The organism is Microbacterium sp. K24, assembly GCF_004794465.1.
Classification (GTDB): Bacteria; Actinomycetota; Actinomycetes; order Actinomycetales; family Microbacteriaceae; genus Microbacterium.
This window is the reverse complement of the sequence record NZ_SSDJ01000154.1, coordinates 1-20,066: the sequence shown is the minus strand read 5'-3', so window position 1 is coordinate 20,066 and position 20,066 is coordinate 1. Positions and strand designations below refer to the sequence as shown.

22 protein-coding genes are annotated in these 20,066 nt (G+C 69.3%); 8 read left to right on the top strand and 14 right to left on the bottom strand.

Features of this window, described 5'->3' with window-relative positions; genetic code table 11:
• Nucleotides 1-17: 17 nt before the first annotated feature.
• Nucleotides 18-977, bottom strand: coding sequence for a WYL domain-containing protein (locus DW306_RS20145; RefSeq protein WP_136057357.1), 960 nt, complete (start codon nt 975-977; stop codon nt 18-20).
• A 64-nt stretch (nt 978-1,041) separates the two neighbouring features.
• On the opposite strand from DW306_RS20145, the gene DW306_RS20140 reads away from it, so the two are divergent.
• Both DW306_RS20140 and DW306_RS20135 read left to right on the top strand, forming a co-directional pair.
• Nucleotides 1,042-2,025, top strand: a complete 984-nt coding sequence (locus tag DW306_RS20140) for an alpha/beta hydrolase (protein ID WP_136057356.1) — start codon at nt 1,042-1,044, stop codon at nt 2,023-2,025.
• Nucleotides 2,026-2,034: 9 nt separating this feature from the next.
• A complete protein-coding gene (locus DW306_RS20135; RefSeq protein WP_136057355.1) occupies nt 2,035-2,991 on the top strand; it encodes an NADP-dependent oxidoreductase in 957 nt (318 codons plus the stop codon).
• Between the two features lie 10 nt (nt 2,992-3,001).
• Here DW306_RS20135 and DW306_RS20130 read toward each other — a convergent pair whose 3' ends face one another.
• Both DW306_RS20130 and DW306_RS20125 read right to left on the bottom strand, forming a co-directional pair.
• Nucleotides 3,002-3,673 carry a GPP34 family phosphoprotein gene (locus DW306_RS20130; protein WP_136057354.1) on the bottom strand — a complete coding sequence of 224 codons (672 nt, stop codon included), beginning with the start codon at nt 3,671-3,673 and terminating at the stop codon, nt 3,002-3,004.
• 126 nt (nt 3,674-3,799) lie between these two features.
• Nucleotides 3,800-4,447 carry an aquaporin gene (locus DW306_RS20125; protein WP_136057353.1) on the bottom strand — a complete coding sequence of 216 codons (648 nt, stop codon included), beginning with the start codon at nt 4,445-4,447 and terminating at the stop codon, nt 3,800-3,802.
• A gap of 216 nt (nt 4,448-4,663) precedes the next feature.
• Between DW306_RS20125 and DW306_RS20120 the strand changes: the two genes are divergently transcribed.
• Both DW306_RS20120 and DW306_RS20115 read left to right on the top strand, forming a co-directional pair.
• Nucleotides 4,664-6,037: an APC family permease gene (locus DW306_RS20120; protein ID WP_136057352.1), complete on the top strand. Its 1,374-nt coding sequence runs from the start codon at nt 4,664-4,666 to the stop codon at nt 6,035-6,037.
• Complete coding sequence (locus DW306_RS20115; protein WP_136057351.1) at nt 6,024-6,242, top strand: multidrug transporter; 219 nt, start codon at nt 6,024-6,026, stop codon at nt 6,240-6,242. Before DW306_RS20120 ends, DW306_RS20115 begins: the two co-directional genes overlap by 14 nt.
• 3 nt (nt 6,243-6,245) lie before the next feature.
• Here the strand turns inward: DW306_RS20115 and corA are convergent, their stop codons facing one another.
• Nucleotides 6,246-7,262, bottom strand: a complete 1,017-nt coding sequence (gene corA, locus DW306_RS20110) for a magnesium/cobalt transporter CorA (RefSeq protein ID WP_136057350.1) — start codon at nt 7,260-7,262, stop codon at nt 6,246-6,248.
• 37 nt (nt 7,263-7,299) lie between these two features.
• Nucleotides 7,300-8,586, bottom strand: coding sequence for a serine hydrolase domain-containing protein (locus DW306_RS20105; RefSeq protein ID WP_136057349.1), 1,287 nt, complete (start codon nt 8,584-8,586; stop codon nt 7,300-7,302).
• A 98-nt stretch (nt 8,587-8,684) separates the two neighbouring features.
• On the opposite strand from DW306_RS20105, the gene DW306_RS20100 reads away from it, so the two are divergent.
• On the top strand, nt 8,685-8,999 hold the full coding sequence (locus DW306_RS20100; RefSeq protein ID WP_136057348.1) for a DUF2470 domain-containing protein: 315 nt from the start codon (nt 8,685-8,687) through the stop codon (nt 8,997-8,999).
• Nucleotides 9,000-9,049: 50 nt separating this feature from the next.
• Nucleotides 9,050-9,697 carry a biliverdin-producing heme oxygenase gene (locus DW306_RS20095; RefSeq protein WP_136057347.1) on the top strand — a complete coding sequence of 216 codons (648 nt, stop codon included), beginning with the start codon at nt 9,050-9,052 and terminating at the stop codon, nt 9,695-9,697.
• A 2-nt stretch (nt 9,698-9,699) separates the two neighbouring features.
• Here DW306_RS20095 and DW306_RS20090 read toward each other — a convergent pair whose 3' ends face one another.
• The gene (locus DW306_RS20090; protein ID WP_168429393.1) at nt 9,700-11,121 is read right to left on the bottom strand and encodes an AAA family ATPase; all 1,422 of its coding nucleotides are present in this window, start codon (nt 11,119-11,121) and stop codon (nt 9,700-9,702) included.
• A 116-nt stretch (nt 11,122-11,237) separates the two neighbouring features.
• Between DW306_RS20090 and DW306_RS20085 the strand changes: the two genes are divergently transcribed.
• On the top strand, nt 11,238-12,308 hold the full coding sequence (locus DW306_RS20085) for a hypothetical protein (protein ID WP_136057345.1): 1,071 nt from the start codon (nt 11,238-11,240) through the stop codon (nt 12,306-12,308).
• A gap of 15 nt (nt 12,309-12,323) precedes the next feature.
• Here the strand turns inward: DW306_RS20085 and DW306_RS20080 are convergent, their stop codons facing one another.
• The 3 genes from DW306_RS20080 to DW306_RS20070 all read right to left on the bottom strand — a co-directional run bounded on the left by DW306_RS20080 (nt 12,324) and on the right by DW306_RS20070 (nt 15,488).
• The gene (locus tag DW306_RS20080) at nt 12,324-14,336 is read right to left on the bottom strand and encodes a cytochrome c oxidase assembly protein (protein ID WP_136057344.1); all 2,013 of its coding nucleotides are present in this window, start codon (nt 14,334-14,336) and stop codon (nt 12,324-12,326) included.
• Nucleotides 14,337-14,436: 100 nt separating this feature from the next.
• Nucleotides 14,437-14,724, bottom strand: a complete 288-nt coding sequence (locus DW306_RS20075) for an HU family DNA-binding protein (RefSeq protein ID WP_017203554.1) — start codon at nt 14,722-14,724, stop codon at nt 14,437-14,439.
• Between the two features lie 173 nt (nt 14,725-14,897).
• Nucleotides 14,898-15,488: a TetR/AcrR family transcriptional regulator gene (locus tag DW306_RS20070; protein ID WP_136057343.1), complete on the bottom strand. Its 591-nt coding sequence runs from the start codon at nt 15,486-15,488 to the stop codon at nt 14,898-14,900.
• A 152-nt stretch (nt 15,489-15,640) separates the two neighbouring features.
• Here DW306_RS20070 and DW306_RS20065 point away from each other — a divergent pair, with 152 nt between their 5' ends.
• A complete protein-coding gene (locus DW306_RS20065; protein ID WP_136057342.1) occupies nt 15,641-16,483 on the top strand; it encodes an alpha/beta fold hydrolase in 843 nt (280 codons plus the stop codon).
• Between the two features lie 182 nt (nt 16,484-16,665).
• Here DW306_RS20065 and rpsN read toward each other — a convergent pair whose 3' ends face one another.
• The 5 genes from rpsN to DW306_RS20040 all read right to left on the bottom strand — a co-directional run.
• Nucleotides 16,666-16,971, bottom strand: coding sequence for a 30S ribosomal protein S14 (rpsN, locus tag DW306_RS20060; RefSeq protein ID WP_017829734.1), 306 nt, complete (start codon nt 16,969-16,971; stop codon nt 16,666-16,668).
• A gap of 3 nt (nt 16,972-16,974) precedes the next feature.
• A complete protein-coding gene (gene rpmG / locus DW306_RS20055) occupies nt 16,975-17,145 on the bottom strand; it encodes a 50S ribosomal protein L33 (protein ID WP_017203558.1) in 171 nt (56 codons plus the stop codon).
• The gene (gene rpmB, locus DW306_RS20050) at nt 17,145-17,381 is read right to left on the bottom strand and encodes a 50S ribosomal protein L28 (protein WP_017203559.1); all 237 of its coding nucleotides are present in this window, start codon (nt 17,379-17,381) and stop codon (nt 17,145-17,147) included. The genes rpmG and rpmB overlap by 1 nt, the downstream gene beginning before the upstream one ends.
• A gap of 126 nt (nt 17,382-17,507) precedes the next feature.
• Nucleotides 17,508-18,224 carry a DNA-3-methyladenine glycosylase gene (locus DW306_RS20045; protein WP_136057341.1) on the bottom strand — a complete coding sequence of 239 codons (717 nt, stop codon included), beginning with the start codon at nt 18,222-18,224 and terminating at the stop codon, nt 17,508-17,510.
• A 16-nt stretch (nt 18,225-18,240) separates the two neighbouring features.
• Nucleotides 18,241-20,066: Ig-like domain-containing protein (locus DW306_RS20040; RefSeq protein WP_342670870.1), on the bottom strand; the 1,826-nt coding region annotated here is incomplete at its 5' end.

Genomic DNA, 20,066 nt, shown 5'->3' with positions numbered 1-20,066 from the left:
CGCGATGCGACGCGGCGTCAGGAGTCGGGGACGCCGTAGCGCCTCGTGAGCGCTGCGCCGATGTCAGCGAGGTGGTCCCGCACACCGGCGGGCTCGGTGATGTCGAGCCATTCGACGAGACCGGAGAGGAGCCCCGCGAGCCCGTACTCGCTGGGCCCGCGGATCACGACGGAGATGCGACCATCGGCGAGAACGCCCGTTGTCTCGAGATCGTCCCCGACCGCGATCCTGAGATGGTCGAAGCCCTCGGGGGCGCAGGTCGCGTGGATCTCGACGGGTGACGTGCGCCGCCGGTCGAGGTCGTCGGCGATCTCTCGCCAGCTCTCGGACAGGTCGACGGCGCCCGGGAGCACAACGGGATCGTCGGTCGGGCGGACCGACGAGACCCGATCGATCCGGAAAGTGCGCCGGCCCGTCTCCGTGAAGGCGACGAGATACCAGGACGGCCCCTTGGCGACGATGCCCAGGGGATGGACGATCCGCTCCGACTCGACCCCCTCGCTGTTCACGTAGCCGAGTCGCACCTGCACGCCGCGGATCACCGCATCCTGCAGGTCATCGAGGAAGCGCGGCGGCTGCGCGACCCGGGTGGAGCCCCAATTCCGCGGGTCGAGGATCAGCGAGGTCGCCGCCGCCTCGGCCTCGTCGCGGAACGGCTCGGGAAGCGCGCGCACGAGCTTGCGGAGCGCCGACCTCACCGCCGGAGTCGCCGTCGAGGCCGGGCCGGCGACGAGGAACAGGGCGCGGGTCTCGCTCGCGGTCAGCCCGGAAAGGTCGGTGCGGCCGCCGCCGAGCAGCCGCCAGCCGCCGGCTCGGCCCTGGATCGAGTACACGGGGATGCCGCTCTGCGCCAGCGCGTCGAGGTCGCGCCGCGCGGTGCGCTCCGAGACCTCCAGTTCGGCGGCGACCTCGGCGGCCGTCACCTGTTCGCGTCGCTGCAGCATGAGCAGGATGGCCACCAGTCGGTCGCTTCGCATGCCGACAACATTTCCAGATAAACCGGTCATGAGGTGACCGGTATACCTCCCTAGCGTGAAGAACATGAACACACCGACACACTCGATCCCCTTTCCCGCGCCGACCATGATCACCGTCAACGGGGTGACGCTCGAGGTCTTCGAAGCCGGCCGCGAGAACGCAGGACGACCCATCGTGCTCTGCCACGGCTGGCCGGACCTCGCCTTCACCTGGCGACACCAGGTGCCCGCGCTCGTCGCGGCGGGCTACCACGTGATCGCTCCGAACCAGCGGGGCTTCGGAAACTCCTCGCGTCCGAGCGAGGTCGCCGCCTACGACGTCGCGCAGCTCGCCGGCGATCTCGTCGCCCTTCTCGATCACTACGGCTACGCCGACGCGACCTTCGTCGGCCACGACTGGGGTGCGATGGTCGTCTGGAGCCTCACCGTGCTGCATCCGACCCGGGTGGACAAGGTGATCTGCCTGAGCCTGCCGTACCCCGCGCGCGGCGAGCGGCCATGGCTCGAGTTCATGGAGGAGGTGCTCGGCAGCGACTACTACTTCGTGCACTTCAACCGACAGCCCGGCGTCGCCGACGCGGTGCTCGATGCGAACACGGAGAGGTTCCTCCGCAACCTGTACCGCCGGAACGAGCCTCTCCGGGCTCCGCAACCCGGGAACGCGATGATCGAGCTCGCGCTGTCCGACTCGCCTCACGGAGAACCCCTGTTGAGCGCTGACGAGCTCGCCGTCTACGTCGCCGCCTTCCAGACGACGGGGTTCACCGGCGGCATCAACTGGTACCGCAACTTCGACCGCGACTGGCATCTGCTCGGAGAGGTCGACCCGATCATCCAGCAACCCGCCCTCATGATCTCGGGCGATCGCGACACTGTCACTCCGTCACCGAACCTCGCGGAGTTCGTGCCGAACGTCGAGCAGATCAGCTTCGACAGCGGCCACTGGATCCAGCAGGAGCGCCCCGAGGACACCACCCGCGCGATCCTGGAATGGCTGCAACGGCACGGATCGATCAGCTCGGTTCCTCCTGGTCCCCGGCCGTCTTAGGCTGTCCCCATGCCCCTCGCACCGACGGATGCCGCGTCGAGACGGGTCGTCTTCCATCGGTTCGGGGGGCCCGAGGTACTCGAGATCGAGCGGCGGGCGGTGCCGACCCCGGGGCCCGGTCAGGTTCTCGTCCGGGTGGCCGCGGCGGGCGTGAACCCGGTGGACTGGAAGCTGTTCAGCGGCGACCCCATGAACGACCCGTACGAGCGCAGCCTGCCCTCGGGCAACGGCTACGACTTCTCGGGCACGATCGACGCGTTCGGTGACGACGTGATCGGGTGGCGCGTCGGCGAGCGGGTCTTCGGCGGGCTCCGGTACGAGGCGCAGGCCGACCACCTCGTGATCGATCCCGACCAGCTCGTCCGTGTGCCCGACGGCCTTCCGCTGCTCGTCGCGGGTGCGCTCAACGTCGTCGGGCGCACCGCCGTCGCGAGCGTCGAGTCGCAGCGGATCGGCGAGGGCGACGTCGTACTGATCGGCGGCGCGGCCGGTGGTGTCGGCATCCTCACCGCGCAGCTCTGCCTACGGCGCGGTGCCCGGGTGCTCGGGACGGCGAGTGCGCGCAACCACGCGCTGCTGCGCCGACTCGGCATCCATCCGCTCACCCACGGCGGCGGCCTCGCCGACGAGGTGCGCGCCGCCGCCCCGGGCGGGCTCACGGCGGTGCTCGACACCGTCGGCCACGGCACGGTCGATCTGGCGATGGCACTCGGCGTTCCTCCGGACCGGATCAACACGGTCGCCGACTACGACGCGCGCAGACGGCATCCGGGGGTCCGTGGAGTCGGTGGAGCGAAGGCGGGCGCCCGGGAGCTGACGCTGATCGCCGACCTGCTGGCCGAAGGCAGCATCGAGTTGCCGATCGATTCGGTGCATCCGCTCGAGGACGTGCGTGAGGCCTATCGGCGCTCGATCGCCGGACACGCGACCGGCAAGATCGTGATCACCACCGACCGTGGAAGCTGACCGGCCGCGGTCATCCGGTCGTCGTCGCGATGATGACCGGCGTCATCGCGGCCATGAGCGCGGCGGCGATGGCCGTGTTCACGGCCTTCGAGACGGCGTCGCCCGCTGCGGACCCGGTGACCAGCTGTTCGATCCGCTTCTTCAGCTGACCCGCCGACGCCCCCGCGGCCTCGTTCCTCAGGATCGGGTGCGCCGCGTTCATGCCCTGAAGGATGGCGAGGATGGTGACATCGGCCTGGGTCGGCGCAGCCGAGCCCGCCAGCACGGCGGCGAGACGCGAGCGGATCAGCATCTCCGGGCCCGGGTCCGCCTCCGGCGTGCGCAGCGAGCCCCAGCCGAAGAAGCCGCGCTCTCCGCGCGCGAGCACACCCTGCACGATGAGCGACTCGACGACCTCGTCGAGCGGGTCGAGCTTCGACCGCATCAGCAGCGACTGCAGGCGCTTGCCGCTCAGGGGCGCGAGCCGCGCGAGTGTCGCGTCGAGGATCGGATTCCCGGTCGGCTCCGCCGAGACGACCTGCACGACCGGGTTCTTCTCCTCCGTCACCACGACGCGGTCGTGGAGGGCGAGGTCGACGACGACCCCGGCGATCGCGCCGTACAGGCGGTGCACGCTCGCGGCGCTCTCCACCCGCCCGTCGGGCCGGGTCAGCAGCAGATGGAGTTCCTCGACGATCAGCATGGGATCACGATACGGATTGCGGATGCCGTCGGCATCCCCCGCGCGGTGGACATCTCTCGAGGGAGAGGAGGCGGCACGCAGAAGCGCCGCGCCCTCCGGAGAGGACGCGGCGCTTCGGAGGCGGGATTACTCGCCGGCGATCTTCTTGGCGTCGTCCGCGTTGAGCACGCGGAACAAGACGGCAGCGATGACGGCGCCGACGACCGGGGCGACGATGTAGAGCCACAGCGAGCTCCATGCGAAGTAGCCGCCGACCGAGAGGCCGAGGGCGACCGCGGGGTTGAAGCCACCACCCGAGATCGACCCGACCGTCGCTGCGCCGACGAAGACCGTGGCACCGATCGCGAGACCGTAGAACGAGTTGCCGTCGGTGTCCTTCGAGGTGGCCGTGTTGAGCACGACCCACACGAGGATCAGCGTGAACAGCGCCTCGACGAGGAACGCGGGCCCGATCTCGATGACGACGGCCTTTCCGCCGGAGGGCCACACGGCCAGGCTGGCCAGCGCGGCCAGCGCGCCGCCGACGAACTGGGCGATCAGGTAGGCGATGAAGTCGACGACGCTCAGGCCGCCGCGCAGGAACACGCCGACCGAGACGGCGGGGTTCAGGTGCGCGCCCGAGATGTGGCCCGTCGAGTAGACGAGGACCATGAGCGTGAATCCGATCGCCAGCGGGGTCAGCGGGCTTTCGCTGTTCACCGCGGCGATGATGGCGAGGACGAAGAGGAAGGTCGCGAGCCCTTCGGCGATCGCCTTCCGTGCGGTACCGGTCATGTGAGAACCCGTTTCTGTATCAGGTCGGGCGATCCCCTCGATCGCCCGCGCGGGAGCAGGCTCAGCGCCGTTCACGCGACGCCAATATATCGATATGCGAGGGGTGAGGCGCGGAAGGCGCGTCACATTTCTATGAATTTCCTGGGCCTCCTCGCGCCTCCGCGTTCTGCTGTCAACCCCATCGCTATGGCCCGTCGCAGGCCATAGCGTTCGAGGATGACCACCGAGATCGCCGCCGGGGCCGAGGCTCCCACCCGCCTGCGCAGAGCCATCACCGGCCCCCTGCTCTTCGCCTTCATCCTGGGAGACGTGCTGGGCGCCGGGATCTACGCGCTCATGGGCGTGCTCTCCGAGAAGGTCGGCGGGATGCTCTGGGCGCCTCTTCTGCTCGCCCTGCTGCTCGCGCTGCTCACCGCCGGCTCGTACGCCGAGCTCGTGACGAAGTACCCGAAGGCCGGCGGCTCGGCCGTCTTCGCCGAGCGGGCCTTCCGCAGCCCTCTCGTCTCGTTCCTCGTCGGGTTCAGCATGCTGGCGGCCGGGGTCACCAGCGCGGCCGGACTCGCGATCGCCTTCGCCGGCGACTACTTCCGCACCTTCATCGACCTGCCGACGATCCCGGTCGCCATCGCCTTCCTCGCGATCGTCGCGCTCCTCAACGCCCGCGGCATCCGCGAGTCGATGGGCGCCAACCTCGTCATGACCGCGATCGAGCTCAGTGGGCTCGTGATCGTGATCGCCGTCGTCGCGGTCTTCGTCGGCGGAGGCGGCGGAGACGTGTCACGCATCACCGAGACGCCCGAGGGCACCGGCGTCGGCATGGCCGTCCTCGCCGGGGCCGTCATCGCGTACTACTCCTTCGTCGGCTTCGAGACCTCGGCCAACATGATCGAAGAGGTCAAGAACCCGCGGCGCACCTACCCCCGCGCTCTCTTCGCCGCCCTGTTCACAGCGGGCGGGGTCTACGTGCTCGTCGGGCTCGCGAGTTCGATCGCCCTGCCGGCGTCGGAACTCCAGGAGTCCAGCGGGCCGCTGCTCGCGGTCGTCGAGGCCACCGGCGTCAGCATCCCCTCGTGGCTGTTCAGCCTGATCGCGCTCATCGCCGTCGCGAACGGCGCGCTCCTCACGATGATCATGGTCAGCCGCCTGACCTACGGCATGGCCGAGCAGAACCTGCTCCCCGCCGCGCTGGGCCGCGTGCTGCCGAACCGGAAGACGCCATGGGTCGCCATCCTCACGACGACCCTGGTCGCGATGGGGCTCACCCTCGTCGGCGACCTGGCGACCCTCGCCGAGACGGTCGTGCTGCTGCTGCTCTTCGTCTTCCTCAGCGTGAACGTCTCGGTGCTGGTGCTGCGTCGCGACCACGTCGAGCAGGACCACTTCCGCGTCTGGACGTTCGTGCCCGTGCTGGGCATCGCCTCCTGCATCCTGCTGCTCACCCAGCAGCGCCCGCTGGTCTGGCTGTTCGGTGCGATCCTGCTCGCCGTCGGCGTCCTGCTGTTCCTGCTGGCACGCTGGGGCCGCAAGCGCACCGAGAACCTGAAGACCGATGACACCCGCAACCCCGAGGAGAACCATGAGCACGCCTGAACACGGACCCGCTGACGAGGAGACGTTCGAGGAGAAGCGCCACGATCAGCTGACCGCGGCGCCCGACGCGACCGAAGCCGACGCGGCTCCCCGCATCGAGGTCAGCGAGCACGACGGCAACACCCGCATCGACATCGCCCCCGACGCTCCGGTGCGCCCCGGACCCGGCCCGGGCGTCGAGACCGACGACGACGAATCGGCCTGAGCGCTACAGCCAGCCCTTGCGCTTGAAGAAGGCGTAGAGCCCGAAGCCCATGCCGATCATCAAGCCGATCGCCATCGGATAGCCGAACGCCCAGTGCAGCTCGGGCATGTGGTCGAAGTTCATCCCGTAGATCGTGCCGACGAGCGTCGGAGCGAACAGGATCGCGGCCCAGCCCGAGATCTTCTTGACCTCGTCGTTCTGACGGATGCTCAACTCCGTCATGCGCCGCATCTCCTCGTTCTGCCGGCGTGCGACGATCGTCGACTCCACCGTGAGGGCATTGTCGAGCACGGTGCGGAACGTCATCGCGCGATCGGTGACGCGCAGCGTGTGGTCGAGCACGTCGCGCAGGTACTTCTGCAGCTCCTCGCTCACCCGGTACTTGTCGGATCCGCGCAGCAGGGCGTCCAGCATCCCTGACAGCGGCTGTGTCGCGCGCTGGAAGTCGATGACCTCGCGGCCGAGGTCGTAGATGCGCTGCGTCGCGTCGACATCCTCCTCGAACAGCTGGCTCTCGATCTCGTCGATGTCGTTCTCGAGGCCGGCGAGCACCGGTGCGTACTCGTCGACGACCTCGTCGAGGATCGCGTAGAGCACCGCCTCCGGGCCATGCCGGAGCAGGGACGGGTCGGCTTCCAGCCGACTGCGCACGCGTCCGAGATCGGGCGCCTCGGCATGCCGGATGGTCACGACGAAATCCTGCCCGACGAGGACGTGGACCTCGCCGAACTCGACCTCCTCCGGGCCGTCGAGATACCGCGCGGGGCGCAGCACCATGAACAGCACGTCGCCGTAGCGCTCCAGCTTCGACCGCTGATGACCGGAGAGCGCGTCCTCGACCACGAGCACGTGGATGCCGAACTCGTCGGCGACCGCGCGGATCTCGTCCTCGCTGGGACGGTACAGCCCGATCCAGCTCATACCGCCGCGCGCACGCATCAGCTCGAACGTCTCGCTGAGGGTCTGCGGGTTCTCGGTGCGGACACCGTTCACATAGATCGCGTTGTCGATGATCGCCATCGCCGCCGTCCCCTCACTCTGCCGGATCGGGCGCGGATCACTCCACGGGCGGCGGCACGCACACGAGCGCCGCGTCCGTGATCGCCTGGTGGTACTGCTCGGCCGTGAACGGCAGGCCGAACTCCGGCGCGGTCTGACCCGACGCGGCAGGCGCCTTGGAGGCGATGGCCGCGAGCTCCCACGACAGGTACTGCGCGAAGACCGAACCCGCTGTCGAGTCGTTGAGGACCACCGCGACCGTGAAGCCCGTCGCCGGGTCCGAGTAGGCGGACGTCGCGTAGCCGGGCGTCCATCCGTGCTGGCCGACCAACGAGCCGACGAGGTAGGCGCCGCCCGTGGCCTGGTACCAGGACGGGTCCGTCTCGCTCACGGGGAGCGGGGCGCCGAAGCGGTTCGGCTTGTCCTTGTCCTTGCGGAGCACCTGCGCGGCCTCGGCTTGGGCGTAGCGGCCGAGATCGGTGATGGTCGAGACGACACCGGAGTCCGTGAAACCGGCGCTGGATGAGAGCGTGGTGATGTCGATCGGCGCCTCGCAGCTGTACCCGCCCTCGATGGCGCTGATGTAATGGCCGTTCATCACCGGCCCGGTCGACGGCGGAGCGGCGGTGACGCCGGGCAGCGAGGTGTTCGGAAGGCCGAGCGGCTCCGTGACGTATTCGGCGATCAGCTCGGCGGCCGTCATGCCGGATGCGCGCTCGAGCGCGAGACCCAGCAGCAGGTAGCCGGAGTCGGAGTCCTGATACGTCGTGTGCGCGGCGCCGCGGGCGTGCCCCAACCCGAAGCCGGCGAGCTCGAGCGGAGCCCAGACACGGCCGGGAGTCGTCAGCCATGCGTTCTTGACGGTCGCCTCGGACGAGCCGGCGCCGCTCGTGCCGTTGCAGAGGTCGAGAAGCGTGATGTCCTGCATGTCGGCGACACCCGACACGTACTTCGGGACCTTCGCGTCCAGCTCGACGGTGCCCTCGTCGACCAGCGCGTAGAGCACGTCGCAGGTCATCAGTCGCGTCACGTCGGCGATGCGGAACGACATCTCCGTGTCGAGCGCCTCTTCGCCCGCGCGGTCCTGCGACCCGCTGGCCGTCACCCAGGTGCCGCTCCACGGCACCCAGACCCCGACGATCGCACCGCTGGCGCCCGATGCGGCGACCGCGTTGTCGACGGCCTCCTGCATGGCGGCGACCGTGTCGTCGGGCAGCGAGCCTTCGGCTTGAGCGGGCGGCGTGTAGGTGAACGACTCGCCTTCGGAGCAACCGGTGAGGACGAGAGCGAGCACGGCCGCGGTGGCCGCGGCGGCGCGCCACCGGCGCGACGAGAGAAGCTGCATTGGTAAGTACCCCCGAAGACGTGTCCCCCGAGTCTAGAACGAGGATCCTGAAAGTCAGCACCGGCGCCCGCCGGACCGGGCGCACGTAAGGTGTGAATGTGCCCCACGCCTTCGACTCCGATGTGATCACCGCCGTCCTCCGCCACATGAACGGCGACCACACCGATGACAACCTGCTCATCGCGCGCGCCTTCGCCGAACCGGCCGAGAGCCCCGTCACGGATGCCGTCATGACCGGCTTCGACGGCGATGGCGGCGTGTGGGATATCACCCGCGACGACCAGGTCTCCGAGCTCCGGGTGCCGTGGCCCGGCGGACCCATCGACGACCGGCCGGCCGTGCGCCGCGAGGTCGTCGCCCTGTACGACGCCGCCTGCGCGCGCCTGGGCGTGGAGCCCCGACCGCACGCCTGACCGCGAAACTCGGCTTCCATCCGAGGTTAGGCAACCCTTACACTGGTCCCATGCCTGAGATCCTCTCCTTCTCCGCCGCGCTGCGCGAGCGCTCCTCCGGGTCGCATTCCCGCAGCGAGGGCGCCGGATTCATGTCCGACCTGCTGAAGGGCGAGGGCTCGCGCGAGGACTACATCTCGCTCGTCTCGCAGCACTACTTCATCTACGAGGCGCTCGAGGGCGCCGGCGAGCGCATGCGGCACGACCCGGTGGCATCCGTCTTCCTCAGCGACAAGCTCACGCGCCTCCCCGCGCTCGAGGCCGACCTCGAGTTCCTGCTCGGCGCCGACTGGCGCGAGCGCATCACGCCGCTGCCCACCACGGAGCGCTACGTCGAGCGCATCCGTCAGGTCGGCGCGACGTGGGCCGGCGGCTTCGTCGCGCACCACTACACGCGCTATCTCGGCGATCTCTCCGGCGGCATCTTCATCGGCCGCATCATGGCGCGGCGCTTCGGCTTCGAGACCAACGGCATCGGCTTCTACCTGTTCGACGACATCGCCGACCCGGCGGCCTTCAAGGACGTCTACCGCGAGCAGCTGGATTCCGCTCCCTGGGACGAGGCCGAGCGCGAGCGCGTGATCGACGAGGTGCTCCTCGCCTACCGCTTCAACACCGAGCTCTTCGAAGACCTCGACCGCGCCCGCGTCGCCGCCTGAGGTCAGGCCTTCCCGAGTTCCGGCGTCGACCTCGCGAGCCACGCCTCGCGCATGAATCGCCGCACGTCTTCGTCGACCCGGATGTCGGTGGGACGCAGAGCCCGCGACAGATACAGCCCGTCCAATGACGTGAGCCGGCTGAGTGCGACGTACGTCTGACCGGGGGCGAAGGCCCCCGAGCCCAGGTCGATGATCGCGCGCTCGTAGGTCTTGCCCTGCGACTTGTGGATCGTCACGGCCCAGGCGAGCCGCAGCGGGAACTGCGTGAACTCGGCCACCACGTCGCGGGACAGCTTCTTGGTGTTCTGGTCGTACGCGTAGCGGAATCGCTCCCAGACCGCGGGTTCCACGTCGACCTCCTCGCCGTCGATGTCGACGCGCACCGCTCCCCCGAGGATGCGGACGACCGTGCCGATCGTGCCGTTGACCCAGCGCGGTGGCTCGCCCGACATCGCGGTGTCGTTGCGCAGGAACATCACCTGCGCGCCGACCTTGAGCTTCAGCTCCGACTCCGCCGGCAGCGAGGCCTCACCGCGCCCGAAGTCGCCGCTGACCTCGGCCCGCGCGGTCTGCTCCTTGCCCGGGAGGGCATTCAGGTGCTGACTATTGATCTTGTTGACGATGTCGTTGCGGGTCGCGAGGGTGATCATCGGCACCTCCCCGGGCTCGGGGTCGGGCGGCGTCCGCGCCCCCTGCGCGTTGAGCACGCCGGCGATCTCGGCGGTCACCCGGCCGTAGCGCACCGCGTTGAGCATCGCCTTGAATCCGTCGTCGGACTGCCGGTGGATGTTCACCAGCTCCCGCACGTGCAGCTCGGCCCTGGTGTCGACGGCGAAGAGACCGTCCTGGTCCGACGACCCGAAGCCGTGGGATTCCGCCCGGGTGCCGGAGCCGGTCCACGGGCCCGCCCATACCTTCGCGTCGAAGAACCAGAAGGATCGGTAGTGGTCCTGCACGTAGCGGGCCTCGTCACCGCGCGGAGGCACGGGAGCCAGCTGGTACGGATCGCCGAACATCACGACCTGCACACCGCCGAAGGGCTCCCCACGCCGGCCGCGGGCCTGTCGGAGCGAGCGGTCGATGGCATCCATCAGATCGGCGTTGACCATGGAGATCTCATCGATCACCAGCGTCTCGATCGCGTTCAGGATGCGGCGGGTCGCGTCGTTCTGATCGATGTCGGCGTCGCCGATGAGCCCGATCGGCAGGCGGAACAGCGAATGGATCGTCTGCCCCTCGACGTTCAGCGCCGCGACGCCGGTCGGAGCGCAGATCGCGATCTGCTTCTTCGTGTTCCAGGCGAAGTGCTGCAGGAGAGTCGACTTGCCGGTGCCGGCGCGTCCGGTGATGAAGACGTGCTCGCCGGTGTCCTCGATGAGCCGGAACAGCTCTTGCTGCTCCTCGGACAGGGCGGGAAGGGACACGGTTCTCACAGGGGGCAGCGGACGGACACGGGGCGCCCACCCATGCTACGTCCCGGCATCCGCCCGGCACCGCCGACGCTCGGCGTCGTCTCAGGACGCCCTCCTAGACTGACGCCATGCAGCAGGTCGCGACCACGGGGGCCCGGCGCGCCCGTCTCGGTGCCGACCTGGCTCTGCTCGCGCTCGTGGGCGTCCTCCTGCTCGCCGCGCTCGGCGCCGGTGGCGCCACCCTCTATCAGCAGTTCTACGGGCCGTCGGCGTTCGTGACCCGCTACCTCGATCTGCTCTCCGCCGGACGAGCGGCCGATGCCCTGCGCATCCCCGGTGTCGCCGTCGACCGCGAGACCCTCGATGCGGCGGGCATCGACGCGACGGCATCCGAGGCCATGCTCCGTCACGCGGCGCTCGCGCCGCTGACCGACGTCGAGATCGAGTCCGAGGAACCCGCGGAGGGCAAGACGGCGGTGACCGTCAGCTACAAGGCCGGCGGCCACGAAGGACGCAGCACGTTCCTCGTCGAGCAGGACGGATGGGCCGGCGTCACACCGAACTGGCGCTTCACCACCAGCCCGCTGGCGGTCGTGGAGCTCACGGTGCGCGGCGCCGACCGCTTCGCCGTGAACGGTTTCGAGGTCGATCGACGGCAGGTGTCGGCGGCCGGCGTGAACGCCGCGGGGCTCGATCCGCTGCCGCTGCTCGTGTTCACGCCCGGACTGTACTCGGTGACGGTCGACACCGCCATCGCCCAGTCGTCCGGCACCGGCGTGCTCGCCGACACTCCGCTGGCCGTCACTCCGCTCGACGTGCAGGCGAAGCCGACCGAGGAGTTCGTGTCGGTCGTGCAGCAGCGGGTCGAGGAGTTCCTCACCGAGTGCACGACGCAGGAGGTGCTGCTGCCCGCGGCCTGTCCGTTCGGCCTCGAGGTGCGGAACCGCATTGCCTCGCCGCCGAAGTGGTCGATCGCCACGCAGCCGCAGGTGACGGTGGAGCCCGACGGCGCCGGGTGGCAGATCCCCCCGACCGATGCCGTCGCCCACGTGGAGGTCGAGATCCTGTCGCTGTTCGACGGTTCGATCGACCCGGTGTCGGAGGACGTGCCCTTCCAGGTCAACGGCACGATCGTGATCCTGCCGGACGGCTCCGCATCGATCCGGGTGGGCTCCCCCGAGGATCCCGTCGCGGAGTGAGCCGGGCGCGCGGCGCTAGCGTTGCGCGCGCTCCGCTTCGCGCCGATCGCGCTCCGCGAGTGCGGCGAGCTTGGCGTTGTACTCCTCGAGCTCGGCGTCGCCGGTGCGGTCGGCGTTCCGGTCGCTCCGGCGCTGCAGCTTCGTGTCGTTGCGGCTCCATTGGATCGCGACCGTGATGGCCAGGATCAGCGTCGGGATCTCGCCGATCGACCAGGCGATGCCGCCGCCGACGTACTGGTCGGTCATCGGGTCGGCGCCCCAGTCGCGGCCCATCGACCCGAACCAGTCCGCGACCATCAGGCCCTCCTGCGACATGATCGCGATGCCGAAGAACGCGTGCATGGCCATGATGGCGATGAGCGTAATGAGGCGGCCCGGATACGGCAGGCGGTACGGCACCGGGTCGGCGCCGATCAGACTCATCACGAACAGGTAGCCCGACAGCAGGAAGTGGATGACCATCCACTCGTGGCCGAGGTGCTCGTACATCGACCAGCGCACGAGATCGGTGAAATAGAACGCCCACAGCGAGAGGATGAAGATCGCCGCCGCCACGAACGGGTGCGTCAGCACGCGGGACACGGGCGAGTGCACGGCCCACATGATCCACTCGCGGCCGCCGCGGGTGCCGTCGTCGCGCTTGTGGACCGCGCGCAGCGCGAGGGTGATCGGAGCCCCGGTGACGAGCAGCAGCGGGATCGCCATCGACAGCATCATGTGCCCGAGCATGTGCACGCTGAACAGGTACTCCTGGTACGCGTTGATCGGGCCGCCGGTGACCCAGACGAGCAGCAGCATGCCGAGCACCCAGAACACGGTGCGGTAGATCGGCCAGCGGTCGCCCCGACGGTGCAGACGGATCACGCCGGCGAGATAGAGGAACAGTCCGAAGCCGGCGGCCACGAGCCAGAGCACGTCGATGTTCCACGCGGTGAACCAGCGCTCGAGCGTGAGCTCCGGCGGCAGCGTCGTGCCGGTCAGGATCTCGGCCGGCGTCTGCACGAACGCCGCGGTCTCGCCGGTCGGCGGAGGCGTGCGGGCGAGGGCGGCGGCGGCTCCGGATGCCAGGCCCATCAGCGCGACCTCTCCGAGCACCAGCATCCAGAACCACCGCGTGGCGCGTTCGCCCGAGAGCTTCGGGATGAGTCGGGTCCGGTACCAGGCGCCGAGCAGGCCCATGCCGACGAGCAGCGCGACCTTCGCGAGCACGATCGCGCCGTACGGAGTCGTCCAGAGCGCGTCCCAGCTGCCGACCGCGACGATGGAGCGGGTGACTCCCGACACGGCGACGACGGCGAAGGCGGCGATCGCGAGCGACGAGTAGCGGGCGACGAGTCGCGGGGTGTCGACGTCGGTGCGGCCGCGCAGCAGGACGAGCAGCAACAGTCCGCCGAGCCAGACGGCCGCGGCGATCATGTGCAGCAGGATCGAGTTCACCGCGACGTTGTGGCCGGCGAGATCGCCCGCGTGCCCCTGCGTGGCAAGCGGGAGGAAGGATGCCGCGGCGAGGAAAGCGGTGATGAGCGTCGGGGTCCATGTGCGCCACGCGAACGCGAGCACGGTGATCACGGCGCCGAAGATCGTGGTGATGAGCCAGGACTGTCCGAGAGGGAGGTCGAGCAGGAAGCGCCCGAGCTGGGTGCCGAACTCGCGCTCGATGCTGAGCTTCGGGTTGAACGCCGCCATGAACGCGAGGAAGCCGGCCAGCCCGGACGCGACGGTGAAGACCGCGGCCCCGACCGAGGCCACGTTCAGGGCGGTGTCGAAGGCCCGCTCTCCGGCGCGCAGAGCGAAGAGGGCCAGTACGAGCGCACCCAGCATCGCCGCACCGGCGATGTTCATCACGAGCTTCGCGATCGGCGTGCCCCAGAGCACGAAGGGTCCGGGGTCCTGCAGAAGCGGCGGCTTGGCTCCGCCTCCCAGCGCGAGGGCGATCACCGTGGCGATGACGGCGGCGACGAGGAGGATCACGATTCCCGCGAGTCGATACGCCGAGGAACCCCTGGTCGTCTCGGCGTGGGAAGTCACCCCTCCAGCCTAAGCCGCGGCATCCGCTCTGGCTGACCGTCGGGGAACGCCGAAGGCCGCCACCCGAGACGGGCGGCGGCCTTCGTGAAGGTGCGTCGGATTACTTGACGGCAGCCTTGAGCTTGGAGCCAGCGGTCACCTTGACGCGCTTGCCGGCCGGGATCTTGATCTCGGCGCCGGTCTGCGGGTTGCGGCCCGTGCGGGCAGCGGTGTCGACCTGCTCGAACGAGATCCAACCCGGGATCGAGACCTTGCTGCCCTTGGCAACAGCGTCGGAAACCGTGGCGAAGAGCGAGTCGAGGACACCGGAGACGGTGGCCTGGCTCTGGCCCGTGGCGCTTGCGATGCTCGCGACGAGCTCGGTCTTGGTGATGGACTTGTCAGCCATGTCACTCCTCCAGCGACGAGATCCCGTCGCATCGTTGTGGGTTCGGAGCGGATGCTCCTGGTCTTGCGACCGCCTCGAATGTATCAACGACCACCCACATTTCCGCGTCATTTCGCGGGTTTTGGGCAATTACTGGGCGTGTCGCACCACTTCCGTCACTCCAGTCACACGTTTCAGGCGGTTTCACGCGGACGGTGGGCGTCGATCACCGAGCGAGCAGTGCGCTCGAACGCAGGAGTCACCCGGTCGTCGCCGTCGAGATAACCGCCCACGAGGGCGGCATCCCGCAGCAGCACGAGGGATGCCGCGACGTCGGCCGGCCGCTCCAGACCCGCGCCCTCGGCCACGGCCTGCAGGGTCGCGCGGAACCACTCGCGGTGCTCGCCGATGAGCCGACGCACGGCCCCTCCGGCATCCGGGTACTCGGCTGCCGCGTTGATGAACGGGCATCCGCGCGTGTGCCGCTGGCGGATGTCGGCAGCGATGCCATCGATGATCGCTGTCAGCAGGCCCTCCGGGTCGGCGACGGCGGCACCGGCATCGGCGAACATGCCGCGGAGCATCTCGTCTTCGTTGCCGAGGTAGGCGAGGACGAGGTTCTCCTTGCCGCCGAACTGCTTGTAGAGCGTCGCGCGCGTCACGGCCGCCTCTTCGATCACGCGGTCGACGCCGACCGCGTGGATGCCCTCTTCATAGAACAGTCGGGTGGCTGCGTCGATCAGTCGCGCGCGGGCGGGGCTGGGTCTCTTCGTCGTGGTGTCCATGGTCTCTCTCCTCTCATCGTCGCATCCGATCCCCCGCATCCCGACGGCGACTTCCACGAATTTCGAGAAAGTACTTGCGGTAGATAGAACGTTCGGTCTACTATCACTATACGGCAGCCGCACAGGGCGGGGCCCGACAAGGAGAAGGCATCATGAACAGCACCGACAGCACCAGCACCGGCAAGGCCCCGATCGTCCTCATCCACGGCCTGTGGATGACGCCGAAGAGCTGGGACACCTGGGCGGAGCGCTTCCGCGCCCAGGGCCACGAGGTCATCGTCCCCGGATGGCCCGGCATCGACGACCGCACGGTCGCGGACATCCGACGCAACCCGGCAGCCCTCAAGGGCATCGGCCTGAAGCAGATCGCCGACCACTACGAGCGCATCATCCGCGCCCTTCCGGTCAAGCCGATCATCATGGGCCACTCGTTCGGCGGAGTGATCACGCAGATGCTCGCCGACCGCGGCCTCGGCGTCGCCTACGTCGGCGTCGCACCCGGACAGACGGCCGGCGTCACCGCACTCCCCCTCTCCACCCTCTGGACCGGCACCCCGATCCTCGCCAACCCCTTCGGACGCAACGGCGCCAAGCCGCTGTCGAAGCGCCACTTCCACTTCACCTTCGGGAACGACCTGCCCCGCGCAGCATCCGACGCGCTCTGGGAGGAGTACGCGGTCAACTCCTACAACCGGGTCTTCTTCGAGGGCGTCACCTCGGTGCTGAACGAGAAGGGCGGCGTCACCCGCGTCGACTACGCCCGCACCGACCGCGCCCCGCTGCTGCTCATCGCGGGGGAGATCGACCACGTCGTGCCGCCGGCCATCGTGCGGGCGATCGAGAAGAAGTACCGCTCGACCGGCAGCCCCGCCACCGTCGAGCGCAAGGAGTATGCCGGACGCACGCACCGCCTCGTGAGCCAGGACGGCTGGGAGGAGATCGCCGACGAGGCCCTCGCCTGGGCGGTGTCGCACGCGACAGCATCCGTCGCCTGATGCCTGGCGGTCGTCGTTCGGGAGGACATCTGCCATCGGGAGGGTGGAATCCCGATATCCGTCCTCCCGAGCGCAGATGTCCTCCGGAATGCCGGGGACGCGGGGCGCACGCATCGCACCCCACACACGCGAAAGGGGCGAGGATCCGAAGATCCTCGCCCCTTTCGACTGTCTGCTGAGACTTACCAGCTCGACTTGGTCACGCCGGGCAGCTCGCCACGGTGTGCCATGTCACGGAAGCGGACACGCGAGATGCCGAACTTCGTGAGGACACCGCGGGGGCGGCCGTCGATGACGTCGCGCGAACGCACGCGAGCCGGCGACGCGTTGCGCGGCAGCTTCTGCAGGCCGACGCGTGCGGCCTCGCGGGCCTCGTCGGTGGCGTTCGGGTCGACCAGGGTCTTCTTCAGCTCGGCGCGACGCTCGGCGTAACGCTCGACGATGACCTTGCGCTGCTCGTTGCGAGCGATCTTGCTCTTCTTAGCCATTGATCAACGCTCCTCTCGGAATTCGACGTGCTGACGGATGACCGGGTCGTACTTCTTCAGCACGAGGCGGTCGGGGGTGTTGCGGCGGTTCTTCTTGGTCACGTACGTGTATCCCGTACCTGCCGTGGAACGCAGCTTGATGATCGGACGGACGTCCTGAGCCTTCTTGGCCATTAGAGCTTCACACCCTTCGCCTGGAGGTCCTTGACGACGTTCTCGATGCCGCGGACGTCGATCACCTTGATGCCCTTGGCGGACACGTTGAGCGTGATCTTACGACCGAGCGACGGAACGAAATACGTCTTCTTCTGCACGTTCGGGTCGAAGCGGCGCTTCGTCCGGCGGTGCGAGTGCGAGACATTGTGACCGAAACCGGGAACAGCTCCGGTCACCTGGCACACTGCTGCCATGATGGTGACTCCTTCTCTACCGTGAGGCCAGACGGCCCCACCCAAGATCCCTTGTCTGCACGCAGCCGGATCCCTCGGGACCCGGTAGCACGCGAACTGCGCACAGGAGTGTGCGCAGACAAAGAGTCAGTCTAGCACGGCGGAAGCCGCTGCCTGCGCCCCACGGCCCCAGCGGAACGGCGACACCGTCGGGTCTCCGTCGATCCAGAACCGCCAGGGGAAGGCATCCGTCCCGGCGACGCCGGCGACACCCACGCGAGGTCCGGTCGCGATCTCGGTGAGCGGCTCCCCGAGCCAGAGCTCCGCACGCGCGCCGTGGTGCTCCGCACCGGTGATCGCGTCGATCCCGTCGTGCAGCGGATGCCGGAGCCCCACGGCCTGTCCGAGTCGTCCCGGCCCGCGGGCGAGGTCCCGCAGCGCCGTGCGCCCGAGCGGCAGTTCCGCACCGCGGCGCCCGGCGGCGGCATCCGTTCCGAAGACGATCTCGCCGGCGCGCAGCAGGATGCCGTCGCCCTGCCCTTCGGGACCCGCGACCACGTTGACACAGGAATGGATGCCGTGACTCAGGTACACGTACAGGTGCCCGGGCTCGCCCCACATCGTCGCGTTGCGTGCCGTGCGTCCCATCCGCGCGTGAGAACCCGGATCGGCGACGTCGCCCGTGCCCTGCCCGTGGTAGGCCTCGACCTCGGTGATGCGCAGGCGCACCTCGACGGGCGCGGCATCCGACGGCACTCCCGGAGCGGCGACCACGGTGCGCAGCTCGGCGCCGAGCAGACGCGGCGCGATCTCGACGGCCGAGCCGTCCAGATCCGCGCGCGTGGCGCGGCGCAGCCCGACCATCAGAACCGGAGGCCCATCAGAACCGCGGCGCCGTCTGGCACCACGACGCGTCGAAGCCGGTGAGGGCGACGAGCTCGTCACCCGATTCCATGTCGATGAGGTGCGTCTCGACGTTCTCCGGCAGCGGCAGCAGCATGCCGTCGTACCGGTTGTCGGCCAGGTCGGGAGCGATGACCACCGCGGCGTACTGGCCGCTCGGCGAGGCACAGGCCTGCAGGATCGAGTCCGACGAGCCGACCTCCACCAGCGGCGTGGCGGCGCCGTCGTCGTCGACGCGGACGACCGCCTGCCCGATCGGCATCCCCGACTCGTCGCGGGCGACGACATGGCGGAGCGTGCCGCCCGGGTAGGGAGTGATCGACGTCGCGGTGCCGTAGTCGGGATCGGATGCCGCGAGCGGCACCTCCGAGCCGTCGGCGAGGTTGAGTTCCACCACGGTCCCGTCGAGCCGTTCCACGATGGCCGTGTAGGTGCCGCGGGAGATCCCCTGGATCGTGGCCGCGAGGCCCAGCGACTGCACACCCGCGTCCGTCGAACGATCGACGAGCGACAGCGCCCCGTCGAAGTCGATGAACAGCACGGCCGAGCTGTCGGGCACGAACTGCCAGGCGAACACGCTCGCCTCGGCGTCGCCGACCTCGATGATCTGCGGCTTCTCGTCGCCGTTCAGCGGCTGCGTGACGAGCACGCTCGCGCGCCCTTCCGTGTCGCTGAGCTCGCGATCGGAGTAGCTGTAGCCGACCAGCCCGCCGCGCTCGGACACCTGGATCGCTCCGACGAACCCGTCGCCGGGAAGCTCGAGCTCGCGCTGGTTCCGGCCGTCGCGATCCATCACCAGCAGGCGGGAGCCGTCGTCCTCCTCGACGGATACGACCAGCTGCGTCGACGTCGCCCGGAAGTCGTTGATCTTGTCGACAGCGAACACCGGCACCGCCTTCTCACCGCTGAGGTCGGTGCGGAAGATCGTGTCGTCGCCGTCGACGTCGCGGCGCAGCAGGAAGATGTTCGAGGCCGGGGTCGAGAAGGTGGTGGTCAGCTCGGTCGACGGCCCGCCTCCGGTGCCCGTGACGTCGGCGATGCGCACGGTGTAGTCCGTCGAATCGTCGAGCGGCACGGTGAAGCGGATGCCGACGCCGCGGCCCGACGCATCCACCGTGAACGGCACCGCGGGCTCGACCGTGACCTGCTCCGGATCGATGTCGGCGAGCGCCTGGTTCGCGGTGATGATGACCCTGCTGCCGGAGGACTCGATCGCCTGCTCCGGATCGACCTGCACCTCGGAGATGCGCGGCCCCTGCAGGAGGCTGACGATGCCGAAGCCGGTGCCGATCAGCACGAGGATGCCGAGCATGGCAGCGAGTGAGATGAGGAAGCGGCGCGAGGGCACGCGGCCCCGAGGTGTCGGTGTCGGTGTCGCGGCGTCGGACGACACGCCAGATGTCGGACTTCCTGCGGCATCCGGTCCGACATCTGGCGTGTCGGCCCCCGGAACGGACGCTGCGGCGACGTCCGGGGCACCCGGCGTCACGCCGACCAGCACCGGCTCGGGCGCGACGGGCACCGCGGGAACGGCATCCGCCTCGACGTCGTGCCGAGCTGCGGCCTCGACATCTTCTCTTGCGGCTTCCTCGAAGGCGGCCATCTTCCGGGCAGCGGCTTCCTGCTCCGCGATCTCGCGGTCGCCGGCCTGCCGAACGGCAGCCTCACGAGCAGCAGCCTCACGAGCAGCAGCCTCACGGGCCGCCGCGTCATCCGCGCCGGCATCCTGCCGATCGCCCCACGGGGCGGTCGCCTCCGCGGGAGCCGTCGCCGGAGCCGTCGCGCGGTCGATCCGCTCGGCCT